This is a genomic window from Streptomyces sp. IBSBF 3136, assembly GCF_036815105.1.
GTDB lineage: Bacteria > Actinomycetota > Actinomycetes > Streptomycetales > Streptomycetaceae > Streptomyces.
Genome location: NZ_JAJSZC010000181.1, coordinates 1 through 16,329 on the forward strand (window position 1 = coordinate 1; position 16,329 = coordinate 16,329).

A 16,329-nucleotide genomic window follows, 5' to 3' on the forward strand; every position below is an offset into this window, starting at 1 on the left:
CTTGAGGGCCGCCTCGATCTCCTCGATCGCCTGGTAGATGACCGAGTAGTACCGGACGTCCACACCCTCGCGCTCGGCCATCTGCGCCGGGGGGGGGGGGGCGGGGGGGGGGGGGGGGGGGTCGGGGGGGGTGGGGGGGTGGGGCGCGGTGCGGGGGGGCGGGGCCCAGGTGCCCATCGGCCCCGGCCCCCGGGTCGCCGACGCCCGTGCCGCCGCCGTCAAGGCGCCCCCGCCGGAGGCGGGCCTGGTCGCCAGCTGGTCCCGCCCGCGTCCCGGCGTCAACGGCGCCGACCCGGCCGTACCGGCCGTCCCGCCGCTGCCCCCGGAGTCGGCCGGTGGCTGGCGCCCGTGGCGTTTCCGCATGTCGAACGATGTCTGGGGCACCCCGTCCGTGGACGGCGACCTCGTCTACGTCACCTCCTTCGAGGTGCACGCCCTGGACGTGGCCACCGGCCGCCGGCGCTTCAAGACCCGGGACGTGGCCTGGTCCATGGCGGTCGCCGACGGCCGCGTCCACGCCTCCGACGGCCCGACCCTGTTCGCCCTGGACGCCCGCGAGGGCGGTGACCTGTGGCGGCTGTCCACGGACGCCTGGGTCTACTCCCTCCAGGCCGACCACGGCACCGTCGTCACCGGCACCCGGGGCGGCGGCGTGCAGGCGTGGGAGGCCACCAACGGCCGGAAGCTGTGGGAGATCTCCGGCTGCCAGACCGACTTCGAGTCCCCGGAGGCCGGACCCGCCGTCCACGACGGCACCGTCTACGTGTGGCAGGACGCCCGGCTGCGCGCCCTGGAGGCCCGCACCGGCGAGGAGCGCTGGTCGTACCCCATCGGCGACGCGGCGTCCTGCGGCGGCGTCCCGGTGCGCATCGCCCCGGCGCCCGACGGCTACGTCTATGTCTCGGCCGGCACCCGGGTCCTCGCGATCGACGTGGTGAGCGGCATGGTGCGCTGGCACTTCGAGGCACCGGCGGTCTTCCTGTGCCCGCCCGCCTTCACGCCGGGACCCGCCGTCACCGGTGGCGGCGTCTACCTGGCCGACTACCTCGGCACGGTCTACGCCCTGGACGCCACCGACGGCCGCGACCGCTGGCGCATCGCCACCGAGGCGCGCTCCTCCGTCGAACCGGTCCTGGTGGCGGCCGGGCACGTGCACGTCGGCAGCGGCAAGGGCCTGTACACCCTGGACGCGGTCACCGGCACCCCGAAGTGGCGTTTCCAGGCAGGCGGCGACGTGGTGGGCACCCCCGTGGTCGCCGAGGGCCGCATCCACTTCGGCTCCACCGACCACCTCCTCTACACCCTCAAGGCCGACGACGGCCGGCTGCGCTGGAAGCTCGCCACCGGCGGCGAGATCACCGGCTCGCCGGTGGTCAGGGACGGGGTGGTGTACGCGTGCAGCAAGGACCGCTGCGTGTACGCGCTGGACGCGGAGAAGGGCACGGGGACGGCGCGGACGGCCTGAGCGGGCGACGGCCTGCCGGGTGGTGGCCCCGGCCGCTAGGGTGAGGGCATGCACATGCAAAGACGGACGCGCGTGCTCAGGTTCTCGGCCGTGCTCGTGTTCGTGGTCCTGGCCCTGACGGGCTTCTCCACGGGGCACGGCCGCGGCCGCGGCCACCACTACAACAGCGGCCACGGCGGCGGCGGGTGCAGCAGCTCCCACCAGGACCACGACGAGACCTCGTCGTCCTACCGCCGCTCGTACGGCGGTACGTCCGGCACCACGAACAGCGGCTCCTACGGCGGCTCGCCCAGCGCCTCGCCCGGCGGCGCCGGCGTCTACCGGGACGACGCCACGGTCCGGCTGCTGAGCTGCGCGACCAGGACGGACCCGTACACGAAGGTCGAGGTCACCAACCCGAACGCCACCGGCGCGACCTTCTCGGTGACGGTCTGGCTCAAGGACCGCGGCGGCAGGTCCGTCGGCTTCGGCGACCTGGACGTCACCGTCCCCGCCCACGGCAGCCGCACCGCCCGGATCCCGGTCGCCAAGGCGGACCTCGCCCACCTGGACCACTGCGAGCCCCGGCCGAACGCCCCCGCCACGCGCTGACGGCTCACCGCGTCGCGAACCCTCCCCCGCGCCGCCCCTCGAACAGCCCCGCCTGCCGCCCGGGCGGCAGATTCCCGAGCGCGATGAGGTGCGGCGCCTGCGCGAACGCCTGGGCACGCGCCGCCTCCTTGGCCGCCCACAGGGCCCGTACCGTGCCCTGGACGGCCTCGGGGGGATGCCCGGCGACGACGGCGGCGCAGCGCAGCGCGGCGGCCAACGCGTGCCCCTCCTCGGCGAGTTCGGACACCAGCCCGATCGCGTGGGCGCGCCGCGCCGAGATCCGTTCGGCGGTTCCCATGAGCATCATCCGGGCGACCTCCCCGTACGGCATCCGCTGGGCCATCAGCACCGACTCGTACGCGCTCACCATGCCGTACGTCGTGTGCGGGTCGAAGAACACGGCCGTCGGGTCGGCGACGACGAACTCGCTCTCCCCGAGCAGGTAGAAGGCGCCACCGCAGGCCATCCCGCGCACCGCGGCGACGACCGGCTTCCACAGGTCGTTCGCCTTCGGCCCGACCGTCAGCAGCGGATCGTCCTGCATGTACGGCGACGACGGCTGCGGCACCACCGCGTCCCGGTCGATCCCGGTGCAGAAGGCCCGCTCCCCGGCCCCGGTCAGCACCACGGCCCGCACCGCGTCGTCGAACCGCAACCCCCGCCAGACCTCGCTGAGTTCGCGTGCCGCGTCCAGATCGATGGCGTTGAGCCGCTCGGGCCGGTCCAGGGTGACCACGGCGACACCGGTGTCCTTGTCGGTGTCGAGGCGCACGCCGCTCACGCGAGCACCCACTGCGGGAGCCCGCCGGAGAAGACCACCCGCACCCGGGCGCCGATCCGGACGCGGTCCGGGTCGAGGGAGCCGAGCGGCGCGCCCGCACGCGTGACGAGGTTCCCTACCAGCCGTATCCGGGGGGCGTCCGCCAGCTCCACCACGATCACGTTGTACGGCGCCTGCTCCGCGTAGCCGGGCAGCAGCGGCGGATGCGGTACCACGTACGACCACACCCGCCCGCGTCCCGAGACCCGGCGCCACTCGACGGCGAAGGACTGGCAGTGCGGGCAGCAGGGGCGGGGCGGGAAGCGGGGCTCGCCGCAGTCGGCGCAGGCCTGGACCCGCAGCTCGCCCTGGGCGGCGTACTCCCAGAAGGGGGCGCCGTCGGCGTCGGTGACGGGGGTCAGCATCGTGGTTCAGCTCCTCAGCAGCAGGGCGGAGGTGGGTACCCCCTCGCCGGCGGTGACCAGGCAGGTGGCGGCTCCCGGAACCTGCGCGGTGCTGGTGCCGCGCAGTTGCCTCACCCCCTCGTTGATCAGGTTGAAGCCGTGCACATAGGCCTCGGAGAGCCCGCCGCCACCGGTGTTGAAGGGCAGCCGGCCGCCGACCTCCAGGGCGCCCTGCTCGGTGAAGGCGCCGCCCTCGCCCCGTCCGCAGAAGCCGTACCCCTCCAGGGAGAGGGGGACCAGGGCGGTGAAGGCGTCGTAGATCTGCGCGACGTCCACGTCCTCGGGCGTGAGGTCGGCGTGCTTCCACAGGTGCCGGGCGGCGGTCCAGGCGGGGCCGGTGAGCGGGTCGTCGTTCCAGTAGTTGACCATCCCGTGGTGCTGGGCGGGCAGGCCCTGGGCGGCGGCGTGGACGTACACCGGACGCTGCCGGCAGTCCCGTGCGCGTTCGGCGGAGACGACCACGCAGGCGAGGGCCCCGTCGGTCTCCAGGCAGTTGTCGTAGAGGCAGAGCGGCTCGCTGATCCAGCGGGAGGTCATGTACATCTCGCGGGTGAGCGGCCGTTCGTACATGATCGCGGCCGGGTTCTGGTTGGCCCGGTTGCGGCAGGCCAGGGCGACGTTGAACAGGTGGTCCCGGGTGGCCCCGTACTCGTGCATGTACCGCCGGGCCAGCATGGCGATCTCGTCGGCGGGCCGGAGCAGCCCGAAGGGCCGGGTCCACTGCCCCGGGGTGGGGAGCTGGACGGCGGTGCCGGTCCAGGGCCGGGGCCCGCTGCCCCGCTTGCGCGAGCGCCAGGCCACCCCGACGGTGGCCTGCCCGGCGGCGATGGCGGCGGCCAGGTGTGCGACCGTGGCGCACGAGCCGCCGCCCCCGAAGCCGACCTTGCTGAAGAAGGTGAGGTCACCGAACCCGACGGCCTTCGCCAGCTCCACCTCGTCGGTCTCCTCCATGGTGTAGGAGGCGAGGGCGTCGACCTCGCCGGGCGCGATCCCGGCGTCGTCGAGGGCGGCGAGAACGGCCCGGCAGGCGAGGGTTCGCTCGTCCTCCGGGAGGCGCCGGGCGAAGGCGGTCTGCCCGATCCCGACGACGGCGGTGGCGTCCTTCAGCCCCGTACCGGCCATGCTGCACCCACCTCTCTGCTGCTGACAGCCCGTCAGGTTACAGCTAATCTGACGATCCGTCAGCTACGCGGCAGGGGGCTGCTATGAGCGACTGGGGCACCATCCCGGACCTGGTGCGGTGGTCGGCCGGGCGGTACGCGGACACCGAGGCGGTGGTCGAGGGCCGCACCAGGATCACGTACGCGGAACTGGGCGCCCGGGTGGAGCGGGCCGCCGCCGCCTGTCTGGCGAGCGGGGTGCGGGTGGGCGACCGGGTGGCCGTCTGGGCCCCGAACTGCCTGGACTGGATCGTCGCGGCGCTGGGGGCGGTGTCGGCGGGCGCGGTGCTCGTGCCGCTGAACACGCGCTTCAAGGGCGCCGAGGCGGCCGACGTGCTGCGCCGCAGTGGGGCCCGGCTGCTGTTCGTGACCGGCACCTTCCTCGGCACGTCGTACGTGGCGTCCCTGCGCCGGGCGGCGGGCGCCGCCGACGGCACCGGCCGGCCACTGCCCGGACTGCCGGCCCTGGAGCAGGTGGTGGTCCTCTCGGACGACGCCCCGCGGTCCTTCCTGACCTGGAAGGACTTCCTGGCGGCGGGCGAGGGCACCGGAGCGGACGAGGTACGTGCCCGGGCCGCCGAGCCGGCGGGCGACAGCCTCTCGGACATCGTCTTCACCTCGGGCACCACCGGCCGCCCCAAGGGAGTGATGATCACCCACCGGCAGACGCTGCGGGCCTACGAGATCTGGGCATCCCTGGCCGGCCTGCGCGCCGGCGACCGCTACCTGATCGTCAACCCCTTCTTCCACACCTTCGGCTACAAGGCCGGAGTGATCGCCTGCCTGATGCGCGGCGCGACGATGATCCCGCAGCCGGTGTTCGACGTGGACACGGCGCTGGCGAACATCGCGGCGGAACGGGTCTCGGTCCTCCCGGGCCCGCCCACCCTCCACCAGTCCCTGCTGGACCACCCGGCCCGCGACGCGCACGACCTCTCCGCCCTGCGCCTGGTCGTGACCGGTGCGGCCGTCGTACCGCCGCGGCTGGTGGAACGGCTGCGCGGGGAACTGGGGGTGGACACCGTCCTCACCGCGTACGGCCTCTCCGAGGCGAGCGGCATCGTCACGATGTGCCGCCGCGGCGACGACCCGTCGGTGATCGCGGCGACCTCCGGCCGGGCGATCCCCGGTACACGGGTGAGGGTCGTCGACGCCTCGGGCGCGCCGGTGCCGGCCGGCACCCCCGGGGAGGTGCTGGTCAGCGGATTCCACGTCATGCGGGGCTACTTCGAGGACCCGGCGGCCACCCGGGAGGCGGTGTCACCGGACGGCTGGCTGCGCACCGGGGACGTGGGCGTCCTGGACCCCGCGGGCAACCTGCGCATCACCGACCGCCTGAAGGACATGTTCGTCGTCGGCGGCTTCAACGCCTACCCGGCGGAGATAGAGCAACTGCTCGGCACTCACCCGGAGGTGGCGGACGTGGCGGTCGTCGGCGTCCCCGACGCCCGGCTCGGCGAGGTCGGCGAGGCGTACGTCGTCCGCCGCCCCGGCGCGGTCCTCACCGCCGACGACCTGATCGCCTGGTCCCGCCGCGAGATGGCCAACTACAAGGTCCCCCGTACGGTCCGCTTCGTCCCCGAACTGCCGCGCAACGCGAGCGGCAAGGTGGTCAAGGGGGAGCTGCGGGGCCCGGGCGCCCCCTGAACACACCTCGGCCGCGACGGCTCCCCCTCCGCGCCGCCGCGGCCGAATCCCCCGTCCTCGGGTTGTTACTTGACGGTGCGGTCCAGCGCGGGCGGGACAGGAGCGTGGCTGTCCATCGTGGTGATGTCCCCGGCGGGAGCGGGCGCGTGGCTGTCGTCGGTGGTGACGACGGTGTCCTTGCTCGGCGGGGCCGGCGCGTGGCTGTCCAGAGTCGTGATGTCCTCGTCGCCCGGCTTGATGTCGCTCATGGTTGGCTCCCCTGAATCATGTACTGCGGTGGTGAACGCTCGCTCGGCAACTCCCCCGTGTGCCACCGAGCGAGCGTTCCTGGGGCCGATCACCTTATCCGTGGGGCCCAAGCCGATCCGTCCGCCCCCCGACGCGACGGGATCGACACGACTGAGGTTGGCAGGCGGCCATAAACGTTTGCTGAACGCCCCGCGCCGGGTCAGGCCGCGGCCAGGGGATCGAGGAGAAGCCGCAGCTCGGCCGCCTCGGCCGCGCCCGCCCGTTCGTGAATGCTGAGAGCCTCCCGCCAGCAGGCCCGCGCGCGGTCCACCTGCCCGAGTCCGTCGAGTGACCTGCCGAGGAGGGTCAGCACGTTGGCGCGCATCCAGTCACCGCCGATGCAGCCGGTGCCGAGGGCCTGCTCCGCGTGCTGTGCGGCCTGCGCCGGCCGGTGGCACGAGAGGTGCACCTGGGCCATCCGGAAGTGGGTGGTCCCCTCCCAGAGCCGCTGCCGGTTCTCGACGAAGATGGCGTGCGCCTCGGTGAACTGCTCCAGCGCCTCGGTGGTGCGGCCGGCGTGGTTCAGCGCGATGCCCAGGGCGTACCGGGCATTGGCGAGGCGCACCGTCAGGCCCAGCTCGTCGTAGATGGCGATGCCCCGCTGGACGAGCTCGATGCCCGACGAGGTGCGGTCCATGGAGACCAGCACCCGCGAGAGGTTGCACAGGGCGCTGGCCTCGCCGGGACGGTTGTCGTCGTCCCGGAACGCCTCGATGGCCATCAGGAGGTGCGCCTCGCCGACGGCGTGCTCGTTGCGGCAGATGGCGATGATGCCCAGCTCGTTGGGTGCGTTCCCGCACGTCCAGGGGTCGTCGGCGGCCCTGCCGAGCGCCAGCGCCTCCTGCGCCTGCCCGGCGGCCTCCTCGAACTGACCCCCCTTGATCAGCACCTGCGTGAGCGTCACCCGCGCACGTCCCGCCGCGTGCGCGTCGCCCAGGGCGTCGGCGGCGTCGCGGGCCGCCCGGGTCGCCGCCTCGTAGGCGAGCGAACTGGCTCCCGACTCCGCCAGGTCCTTCGACGCCAGCAGCAGATCGACGCCCCGCCGCAGCGTCCCGGGACCGAGGGACTGCTGGACACACGCGAGGAGGCTCGCCGCCTCCGCGTGCAGCCAGTCCAGCGCCCGTGCGTCGTCCACGAACTCCTGGCCGGCCCGTCGCGTCGTCTCCAGGTGGTCCACCGTGCGGTCGCCCGGGCGCTCTATGGCGTACACCCGGGTCGCCGAGGCCAGATAGAAGTCCAGCAACCGCGACATCGCCGCCGTCCGCTCGCTCGGCGGCTGCTCGTCCCGTTCCGCGCACGAACGCGCGTAGAGCCGGACCAGGTCGTGGAAGCGGTAGCGGCCGGGCGCCGCCGACTCCAGCAGGGACGTGTCGACCAGGGACTCCAGCAGGTCCTCGGTGTCCTCCGGCGGGAGGTCCAGGACGGCGGACGCGGCCGCGAGGGACATGTCGGGGCCGTCGGCCAGGCCGAGCAGGCGGAAGGCGCGGGCCTGGGCCGGCTCCAGCTGGCCGTAGCCCAGTTCGAAGGTGGCCTTCACCGCGAGGTCGCCGGCCTGGAGCTCGTCCAGCCGCCGCCGCTCGTCCGCGAGCTTGGCCGCGAGGACCGAGACCGTCCAGGTGCGGCGGGCGGCCAGCCGGGACGCCGCGATGCGGAGGGCGAGGGGGAGGAAGCCGCAGGCCGCGACCACGTCCAGCGCCGCCTCCCGCTCGGCCGCCACCCGCTCCACGCCCACGATCTTGGTGAACAGGGAGAGCGCCTCGTCCGGGGACATCACGTCGAGGTCCACCAGGTGGGCCCCGGCGAGGTCGAGCATCCGGACCCGTGAGGTCACCAGGGCGGCGCAGCCCTCCGTGCCCGGCAGCAGCGGTCGTATCTGGGCCGCGTCCTTGGCGTTGTCCAGCAGCACCAGCACCCGGCGGCCGTCGAGGACCGAGCGGTACAGCGCCGCCCGCTCCTCCAGGGAGTCGGGGATCGCGGAGTCCGCCGTGCCCAGGGCGCGCAGGAAGGAGCCGAGGACCGTCTCGGGCTCGGCGGGGCGCGGCCCGGCACCCTGGAGGTCCACGTAGAGCTGGCCGTCGGGGAAGGCGGGGCGGGCCCGGTGGGCCACGTGCACCGCCAGCGTCGTCTTGCCCACGCCGCCGATCCCGGCCAGCGCCGACACCGCCATCACCCGGCCCTCCGCCTCGGACGCGGACGCCAGCACCTCGCTCAGCTCGGAGACGAAGGCGGAGCGCCCCGTGAAGTCCGGCACGGAGGCCGGCAGCTGGGCCGGGCGCACCGGGACGACGGCGGGCTCGGCGGCCGGGGTGGACGGTTCGGCGAGCGCCGGGTCCGCCCGGAGGATCCGCTGCTGGAGCTCGCGCAGGCCCGGCCGCGGGTCCACGCCCAGCTCCTCCGCCAGCAGGCGGCGGGTGTCCGCGTACACGGCGAGCGCCTCGGCCTGGCGGCCGCTGCGGTACAGCGCCAGCATCAGCAGCTCGCGCAGCCGCTCGCGCAGCGGGTGCGCCGCGGTCAGGGCGGTCAGCTCGGAGACGGCCTCAGCGTGGCCGCCCTGGTCGAGGTCCATGTCGAGGCGGGTCTCGAGCAGCTGGAGCCGCCACTCCTCCAGGCGCACCCGCTGGGTGTCCGCGTAGGGCCCGGGCACGCCCGCGAGCGGCTCGCCGTCCCACAGCGCCAGCGCCCGGTTCAGCACCTCGCGCGCGTGGCCCAGGTCGCCCGCGCCGCGCGCCTTCTCCGCCTCCGCCGCGAGGTCCTGCGCGACCGCGAGGTCCAGCGCGCCCTCGCCGAGCGAGCGCACCGCGTAGCCGCCGGACTCGCTGACCAGCACCCCGGGGTTCAGCACCTTGCGCAGCCGGGAGGCGTACGTGCGCAGCGCGGCGAGCGCCTGGGACGGCGGCTCGGTGCCCCAGAGCGCGTCGATCAGCTCCGCCGCCGTCGCCGTACGGCCTTCGCGCAGCAGCAGGGCGGCCAGCAGGGCGCGCTGCTGGGGCGAGCCGGTGTTCAGCGGCTGCGCGCCGCGCCAGGCCCGTACCGGACCGAGCACGCCGAAGCGCAGCTCTTCCGGCTCCGCGATGGCTCCGGCCGCGGCGCCGGCACGCCGCTGCTCGGGTACTCGCGGCCCACCGTCCATGCGTTCGCCCCCCTAGGCATCACGAAACACTCCGTCAGTTTGCCTTGTTCAGGCCGGTTGCGTCAGCCGTGGGAGACGCCGATCACAGCCGGCGGCTCCCGGGTTCACAAGGTGCTCACACCGTCTTCGCACAGAGTCTGCCGACACCGCTAGCTGACGGGTCGTCAGATCAGCGCTACCGTGAGCGCCATGGACACCCCGAGCGCATTCCCCCGGATCATCTCCGTCGACGACCACACGGTGGAGCCCGCGCACGTCTGGCAGGACCGGCTGCCCAAGAGGTACCTGGACAGCGGGCCACGCGTGGTCCGCGCCCCGCTGAAGGAGATGACCTTCCTCGGCGGGCGGTTCAAGCCGGTCATGGGCGAGCCGGGCGGCCGCGAGGGCCCGGTGGGCGACTGGTGGGTGTACGAGGACCTGCACCGGCCGCTGACCCGGCTCGACACCGCCGTGGGGTACGACCGGGACGAGATCAGGCTGGAGGTCATCACCTACGAGCAGATGCGCCCGGGCTCCTACGACGTGCCGCAGCGGCTCGCCGACATGGACGTCAACCACGTGCAGTCCGCGCTCTGCTTCCCCACCTTCCCCCGTTTCTGCGGCCAGACGTTCACCGAGGCCCGGGACAAGGAGCTGGCGCTGCTCTGCGTCCGTGCCTACAACGACTGGATGGTGGAGGAATGGTGCGGACCCCGGGCGCGGGGACGGCTGATACCGCTCACCCTCATCCCGCTGTGGGACGCCGAACTGGCCGCGGCCGAGGTCAGACGCAACGCCGAACGCGGAGTCCGGGCCGTCGCCTTCTCCGAGATACCCCCGCACCTGGGTCTGCCGTCCGTGCACACCGACGCCTGGGACCCGTTCCTCGCCGCCTGCGACGAGACCGGCACCGTCGTCGCCATGCACATCGGCTCCAGCAGCCGGATGCCCTCCACCTCCGCGGACGCCCCGCCCGCCGTCGGCTCCACGATCACCTTCGCCAACTGCTGCTTCTCCATGGTCGACTGGCTGATGAGCGGCAAGTTCGAGCGCTTCCCCCGTCTCCGGGTCATGTACGCCGAGGGGCAGATCGGGTGGATCCCGTACATCCTGGAGCGCGCGGACGTCGTGTGGGAGGAGAACCGGGGGTGGGGCGGGGTCGCCGACAAGGTGCACCGGCCGCCGTCCGAGCTGTTCGCGGGGCACGTGTACGGCTGCTTCTTCGACGACGCCTTCGGGCTGCGCAACCTGGACGCCATCGGGGTCGGCAACGTGCTCTACGAGACCGACTACCCCCACTCGGACTCCACCTGGCCCAAGTCCCGTGAGGTGGGCGAGGCCCAGATGGGGCACCTTCCTCGGGACGTGGTCGAACGGATCGTGCGGGGCAACGCCGTCGACCTGCTGGGCCTCACCCCGGACGGGCTCTGGCCGGGTGCCCGGTGAGCCTCGCGTACGGCATCCAGCTCCCCGTCCAGTCGCAGAGCACCCTCTACACCGAGGGCTGGGAGGCCGCCGCCGGGCCGGCCGACCTGGTGGAGATCGCGCGGGCCGTGGACCGGGCCGGGTTCGACTACCTCGCCTGCTGCGACCACGTGGGCGTCCCGCGCCGGCTGGCCCCGGCGATGAGCACGGTCTGGTACGACCCGGTCGCCACCCTGGCCCACCTCGCGGCCGTGACCGAGCGCGTCCGGCTGCTCAGTCACGTGGCCGTGGTGGGGCTGCGGCACCCGCTGCTCACCGCCAAGCAGTACGCCACCCTCGACCACCTCTCCGGCGGGCGGCTCGTCCTCGGGGTGGGCGCGGGGCACGTGCGCGAGGAGTTCGAGGCGCTGGGCGTCGACTTCCAGCGGCGCGGGGCCGTGCTCGACGAGACGATCGACGCGCTGCGGGCCGCCCTCGGGCCCGAGGAGTTCCCCGAGCACCACGGCAAGCTGTACGACTTCGCCGGCCTCGGGCAGCGGCCCCGGCCCGCCCAGCCCCGCGTCCCGCTCTGGGTCGGCGGCTCCTCGCCGGCCGCCGTCCGCCGGGCCGCCCTGAAGGGCGACGGCTGGCTGCCGCAGGGGGACCCGCGGGACCGGCTGCCCGGGCAGATCGCCCTGCTGCGGCGGCTGCGCGAGGAGAACGGTGTCGAGGCGCCGCTCACCGTCGGCGCCATCACCGAGCCCCTGTACGTCGGGCGGCCCGGCTGGGACGTGGGGCGGCGCACCCTCGCCGGGGCGCCGGAGCGGATCGCCGAGTCGCTGCGGGCGTACCGCGCGATGGGCGTGCACCAGATCCAGGTGCGGTTCCGCAGCCGGGGCCGGGGCGAACTCCTGGAGCAGATAGCGGCGTTCGGGGCGGAGGTCGGGCCCCGTCTTGACTGAGGAGCGGACATGGGCAAATTGGACGGGCGGGTCGTCATCGTCACCGGGGCGGCGCGCGGACAGGGCGAGCAGGAGGCGCGGCTCTTCCGTGCGGAGGGCGCGCGGGTGGCCGTCGCCGATGTGCTGGACGACCTCGGCGAGGCGCTCGCCAAGGAGATAGGGGCCCTCTACGTCCACCTGGACGTGGGCACGGAGGACGGCTGGCGGGAGGCCGTCGAGACCGTCAAGGGGGCCTACGGGCGGATCGACGGGCTGGTCAACAACGCGGGCATCCTGCGCTTCAACGCCCTGGTGGACACCCCGCTCGACGAGTTCATGCAGGTCGTGCAGGTCAACCAGGTCGGCTGCTTCCTGGGCATGAAGACCGTGGCGCCTGAGCTGGCGGACGGGGGCACCATCGTCAACACCGCCTCCTACACCGCGCTCACCGGCATGGCCGCCGTCGGGACGTACGCGGCGACCAAGCACGCCGTGCTCGGGCTGACCCGGGTGGCCGCGCTGGAGCTGGCGAGCCGGCGGATCCGGGTCAACGCCATCTGCCCCGGGGCCATCGACACCGCCATGTCCAACCCGGCCCGGCTGGACCCCGGCGCGGACCCGGAGGAGATGAGCCGGGCACTGGACGAGCTGTACCGCAAGCTCGTGCCGCTCGGCCGGGTCGGGCAGCCGGAGGAGGTGGCCCGGCTGGCCCTGTTCCTCACCTCGGACGACTCCTCGTACATCACGGGCCAGCCGTTCGTGATCGACGGGGGATGGCTGGCGGGCGTCAGCATCGTCTGACGCGTATCTGACCAACCGTCAGCTATTGACGGTCACGGCCGCCGGTGCGACAGTCGGCCGACACATCTATCTGACGGATCGTCAGTAAAACTGGGACGGTGAACCGCCGTGGAATTCGGGCTCTTTGTACAGGGATACGTGGGCAAGCGCGCCGAGACCGACCCGCTGGCCGAGCACAAGGCGCTGATGGAGGAGACCGAGTACGTCATCCAGGCGGACCGGTCCGGCTTCAAGTACGCCTGGGCCTCCGAACACCACTTCCTGGAGGAGTACTCGCACCTGTCCGCCAACGACGTCTTCCTCGGCTACCTGGCCCACGCGACCGACCGCATCCACCTGGGCTCGGGCATCTTCAACCCGCTCGCCCAGGTCAACCACCCGGTCAAGGTCGCCGAGAAGGTCGCCATGCTCGACCACCTCAGCGAGGGCCGCTTCGAGTTCGGCAGCGGCCGGGGCGCCGGCAGCCACGAGATCCTCGGCTTCCTCCCCGGGATCACCGACATGAACCACACGAAGGAGATCTGGGAGGAGACCATCGCGGAGTTCCCCAAGATGTGGCTCCAGGACGAGTACGAGGGCTTCCACGGCAAGCACTGGCAGCTGCCGCCGAGGAAGGTGCTCCCGAAGCCGTACGGCAAGTCGCACCCCGCGATGTGGTACGCCGCGGGATCGCCGCCCTCCTACGGGATGGCCGCCCGCAAGGGTCTCGGCGTGCTCGGCTTCAGCATCCAGAAGGTCTCCGACATGGAGTGGGTGCTGGAGCAGTACAAGACGGCGGTGGTGAACGCCGAGCCGGTCGGGGACTTCGTCAACGACAACGTGATGGTGACGACGACCGCCATCTGCGCGCCGACCCACGCGGAGGCCATCGAGATCGCCGTCAACGGCGGACTGCACTACCTGCCCTCGCTCGTCTTCCGCTACCACGACACCTTCCCCCGGCCCGAGGGCTTCCCGGTGTGGCCGGAGACGCTGCCCGCGTACACCCCGGAGTTCGTGGAGCTGCTCATCGAGGAGGAGCTGCTGATCTGCGGCGACCCGGACGAGGTGCTGCGCCAGTGCAAGCGGTGGGAACAGGCCGGGGCCGACCAGCTCAGCTTCGGGCTGCCGGTGGGCGTGCCGAAGGAGGCGACGCTGCAGACGATCCGGCTCATCGGGGAGCACGTGATTCCGAGGATCGACACGGACCCCGTCCACCGGACCTCGCGGTTCCGGGCCGCCGTGTGAGCGCCGTCGTGGGGTGCGGGTGCGCCGTGGCTCGCCGTGCGGTTCCCCGCGCCCCTTCAGGTGGGACCTCGCGCCGGAGTTGAAAGGGACCCCATGCTCGATCACGTCATCAAGGGCGCCACCGTCGTGGACGGCACCGGCGCCCCCGCCCGCACCGCCGACGTCGGCATACGCGACGGCCGGGTCACCGCCGTCGGCAAGGTCACCGAACGGGCCCGGACCACCGAGGACGCCACCGGGCTCGTCCTCACCCCCGGCTTCGTCGACCCGCACACGCACTACGACGCCCAGCTGTTCTGGGACCCGTACGCCACCCCCTCGCTCAACCACGGGGTGACCACCGTCGCCGCCGGGAACTGCGGGTTCACCCTCGCGCCCCTGAACCCCGGCCGCCCGGAGGACGCCGACTACACCCGGCGGATGATGTCCAAGGTGGAGGGGATGTCGCTGGTGGCCCTGGAGGAGGGGGCGCCGTGGAACTGGCACTCCTTCGGGGAGTACCTGGACGCCCTCGAGGGGCGGATCGCGGTCAACGCCGGGTTCATGGTGGGGCACTGCGCCCTGCGCCGGTACGTCATGGGGCCGCGGGCCGTCGGGGGGCAGCCGACCGGTGAACAGCTGGACGCCATGGTGCGGTTGCTGCACGAGGCCATGGACGCGGGCGCCTGGGGCCTGTCCACCACACAGTCCAGCACCCACTCGGACGGGGACGGGCGGCCGGTGGCGTCCCGGCACGCGGAGCCGGCCGAGTTGCTCGCCCTCGCCCGGGCCGTCGGCGAGCACGAGGGCACCCAGATCGAGGCGATCGTCGCCGGCTGCCTCGACCGGTTCAGCGACGCCGAGATCGACCTGCTGGTGGAGCTGAGCGCGACCGCCGGGCGGCCCCTGAACTGGAACGTGCTCACCGTCGACGCGGCCGTGCCGGAGCGCGTGCCCCGGCAGCTCAGCGCGAGCGAACGGGCCCGCAAGGCGGGCGGCCGGGTGGTCGCCCTCACCATGCCGATCCTCACCCCGATGAACATGTCCCTGGGCACCTTCTGCGCCCTGAACCTCATCCCCGGCTGGGGGCCCGTCCTCGGTCTCCCGGTCCCCGAGCGGATCGCCCTGCTTGCGGACCCCGGCGTCCGGGCGGAGCTGCTGCGCCGGGCGGAGTCGAAGGAGGCGGGCGTCTTCCGTCGGCTCGCCGACTTCGGGCGCTATGTCATCGGCGACACCTACAGCGAGGCCAACCGGGGGCTGACCGGACGGGTGGTCCGGGACATCGCCGCCGAGCGCGGGCAGGACCCGTTCTCCTGTCTGGTGGAGATCTGCGCCGCCGACGAGCTGCGCACCGTGCTGTGGCCGATGCCCACCGACAACGACCCGGCCTCCTGGGCACTGCGCGCGGAGACCTGGAGCCACGAGGACGTGCTGCTCGGCGGCTCGGACGCGGGCGCGCACCTGGACCGGATGTGCGGAGCGCCGTACACCACCCGGTTCCTCGGGGACTGCCTGCGCCGCCGCAAGCTGGTCGGTCTGGAGCGGGCGGTGCGGATGCTGACCGACGATCCGGCGCGGCTGTTCGGGTTGCGGGAGCGGGGACGGGTGCGGGAGGGCTGGCACGCGGACCTGGTGCTGCTCGACCCGGAGCGGATCGACGCGGCCCCGGCCACCCTGGTGCACGACCTGCCGGGAGACAGCCCGCGTCTGGACTCGAGGGCGCTCGGGGTGCGGGCGGTGTGGGTCAACGGGGTCGAGGTGATCCGGGACGACGAGGTGAGCGGGGCCGTACCGGGCCGGGTACTGCGGTCCGGGCGCGACACCAGGACGGTGAGCACCAGGTGAGCGAGGGGCAGCGGCTGTTCATCGGCGGGCAGTGGACCGAGCCGGACGGCGGGCACTACCCGGTGACCGATCCGGCCACCGAGGAGACCGTCGGCTGGGCCCCGGAGGCCTCGCCGGAGCAGGCGCGGGCGGCCTGCGCCGCGGCCCGGGAGGCGTTCGGGACGTGGTCGCGGACCCGGCCGGAGGAACGGGCGGCCGTGCTGGGGAAGGCGGCCGGGATCATCCGCCACTCCCTGGAGCCGTACGCCGACCTCGCCCGTGCCGAGACCGGCGCGACGACCGCGACCGCCCGGGCGATGCAGGTGGGGGTGGCCGCGGCCCGCTTCCGGCGGTACGCCTGCCAGGAGCCCGCCGAGTGGGCCGTCGCCCCGCAGATCAACGAGGCCGGGCCGATGGGTCGGGCCGGGGTGATGGGCGCGCTCGCGGTGCGCCAGCCCGTCGGCGTGGTCACGTGCGTCACCTCGTACAACAACCCGTGGGCCAACCCGGCGGGCAAGATCGCCCCGGCGCTGGCCATGGGCAACACGGTGGTGGTCAAGCCCGCCCCGCAGGACCCGCTCTCCGTCTACCGGATGGCCGAGGCGCTGGAGGCGGCCGGGGTGCCCCCGGGGGTGGTGAACGTCGTCTCCGCGCGGGGGGTCGCGGTGG

At 73.5% G+C, this 16,329-nt stretch carries 13 protein-coding genes and 1 pseudogene; 9 read left to right on the top strand and 5 right to left on the bottom strand.

Annotation, left to right across the window (positions count from 1 at the left end):
* Positions 1-142 precede the first annotated feature (142 nt).
* Positions 143-1,465, top strand: a pseudogene (locus V7E45_RS29970) (outer membrane protein assembly factor BamB family protein); the annotation flags it as partial.
* Positions 1,466-1,513: 48 nt separating this feature from the next.
* A complete protein-coding gene (locus V7E45_RS29975) occupies positions 1,514-2,056 on the top strand; it encodes a hypothetical protein (RefSeq protein ID WP_333777337.1) in 543 nt (180 codons plus the stop codon).
* A gap of 4 nt (positions 2,057-2,060) precedes the next feature.
* On the opposite strand, the gene V7E45_RS29980 is transcribed toward V7E45_RS29975, so the two are convergent.
* From V7E45_RS29980 to V7E45_RS29990, 3 genes are read right to left on the bottom strand one after another with little or no spacing between them, the layout of a single operon-like run.
* Positions 2,061-2,837 carry an enoyl-CoA hydratase/isomerase family protein gene (locus V7E45_RS29980; RefSeq protein ID WP_333777338.1) on the bottom strand — a complete coding sequence of 259 codons (777 nt, stop codon included), beginning with the start codon at positions 2,835-2,837 and terminating at the stop codon, positions 2,061-2,063.
* Positions 2,834-3,241, bottom strand: coding sequence for a Zn-ribbon domain-containing OB-fold protein (locus V7E45_RS29985; protein WP_333777340.1), 408 nt, complete (start codon positions 3,239-3,241; stop codon positions 2,834-2,836). Before V7E45_RS29985 ends, V7E45_RS29980 begins: the two co-directional genes overlap by 4 nt.
* Positions 3,242-3,247: 6 nt before the next feature.
* The gene (locus V7E45_RS29990; RefSeq protein ID WP_333777341.1) at positions 3,248-4,402 is read right to left on the bottom strand and encodes a lipid-transfer protein; all 1,155 of its coding nucleotides are present in this window, start codon (positions 4,400-4,402) and stop codon (positions 3,248-3,250) included.
* Between the two features lie 83 nt (positions 4,403-4,485).
* Between V7E45_RS29990 and V7E45_RS29995 the strand changes: the two genes are divergently transcribed.
* On the top strand, positions 4,486-6,087 hold the full coding sequence (locus V7E45_RS29995; protein ID WP_333777342.1) for a FadD3 family acyl-CoA ligase: 1,602 nt from the start codon (positions 4,486-4,488) through the stop codon (positions 6,085-6,087).
* Positions 6,088-6,152: 65 nt separating this feature from the next.
* Here the strand turns inward: V7E45_RS29995 and V7E45_RS30000 are convergent, their stop codons facing one another.
* Positions 6,153-6,335: a sigma-like protein gene (locus V7E45_RS30000; protein ID WP_333777343.1), complete on the bottom strand. Its 183-nt coding sequence runs from the start codon at positions 6,333-6,335 to the stop codon at positions 6,153-6,155.
* A gap of 200 nt (positions 6,336-6,535) precedes the next feature.
* A complete protein-coding gene (locus V7E45_RS30005) occupies positions 6,536-9,505 on the bottom strand; it encodes an AfsR/SARP family transcriptional regulator (protein ID WP_333777344.1) in 2,970 nt (989 codons plus the stop codon).
* 189 nt (positions 9,506-9,694) lie between these two features.
* Here V7E45_RS30005 and V7E45_RS30010 point away from each other — a divergent pair, with 189 nt between their 5' ends.
* The 6 genes from V7E45_RS30010 to V7E45_RS30035 form a co-directional block, all read left to right on the top strand.
* A complete protein-coding gene (locus V7E45_RS30010; RefSeq protein ID WP_333777345.1) occupies positions 9,695-10,930 on the top strand; it encodes an amidohydrolase family protein in 1,236 nt (411 codons plus the stop codon).
* Positions 10,927-11,850, top strand: coding sequence for an LLM class F420-dependent oxidoreductase (locus V7E45_RS30015; RefSeq protein WP_333777346.1), 924 nt, complete (start codon positions 10,927-10,929; stop codon positions 11,848-11,850). Before V7E45_RS30010 ends, V7E45_RS30015 begins: the two co-directional genes overlap by 4 nt.
* A gap of 9 nt (positions 11,851-11,859) precedes the next feature.
* Positions 11,860-12,630: an SDR family NAD(P)-dependent oxidoreductase gene (locus V7E45_RS30020; protein WP_333777347.1), complete on the top strand. Its 771-nt coding sequence runs from the start codon at positions 11,860-11,862 to the stop codon at positions 12,628-12,630.
* Between the two features lie 108 nt (positions 12,631-12,738).
* Complete coding sequence (locus V7E45_RS30025; protein ID WP_333777348.1) at positions 12,739-13,857, top strand: LLM class flavin-dependent oxidoreductase; 1,119 nt, start codon at positions 12,739-12,741, stop codon at positions 13,855-13,857.
* Positions 13,858-13,917: 60 nt separating this feature from the next.
* Positions 13,918-15,681, top strand: coding sequence for an N-acyl-D-amino-acid deacylase family protein (locus V7E45_RS30030; RefSeq protein ID WP_333777349.1), 1,764 nt, complete (start codon positions 13,918-13,920; stop codon positions 15,679-15,681).
* On the top strand, positions 15,678-16,329 hold a 652-nt coding region (locus tag V7E45_RS30035; protein WP_333777350.1), incomplete at its 3' end, for an aldehyde dehydrogenase family protein. The genes V7E45_RS30030 and V7E45_RS30035, both read left to right, overlap by 4 nt.

Excerpts from the sequence above, each read along its gene's own strand:
- V7E45_RS29985 (WP_333777340.1), bottom strand. The coding sequence starts at position 3,241 with ATGCTGACCCCCGTCACCGACGCCGACGGCGCCCCCTTCTGGGAGTAC.
- V7E45_RS30020 (WP_333777347.1), top strand. The coding sequence starts at position 11,860 with ATGGGCAAATTGGACGGGCGGGTCGTCATCGTCACCGGGGCGGCGCGC.
- V7E45_RS29975 (WP_333777337.1), top strand. The coding sequence starts at position 1,514 with ATGCACATGCAAAGACGGACGCGCGTGCTCAGGTTCTCGGCCGTGCTC.
- V7E45_RS29995 (WP_333777342.1), top strand. The coding sequence starts at position 4,486 with ATGAGCGACTGGGGCACCATCCCGGACCTGGTGCGGTGGTCGGCCGGG.
- V7E45_RS29990 (WP_333777341.1), bottom strand. The coding sequence starts at position 4,402 with ATGGCCGGTACGGGGCTGAAGGACGCCACCGCCGTCGTCGGGATCGGG.
- V7E45_RS30000 (WP_333777343.1), bottom strand. The coding sequence starts at position 6,335 with ATGAGCGACATCAAGCCGGGCGACGAGGACATCACGACTCTGGACAGC.
- V7E45_RS30010 (WP_333777345.1), top strand. The coding sequence starts at position 9,695 with ATGGACACCCCGAGCGCATTCCCCCGGATCATCTCCGTCGACGACCAC.
- V7E45_RS30005 (WP_333777344.1), bottom strand. The coding sequence starts at position 9,505 with ATGGACGGTGGGCCGCGAGTACCCGAGCAGCGGCGTGCCGGCGCCGCG.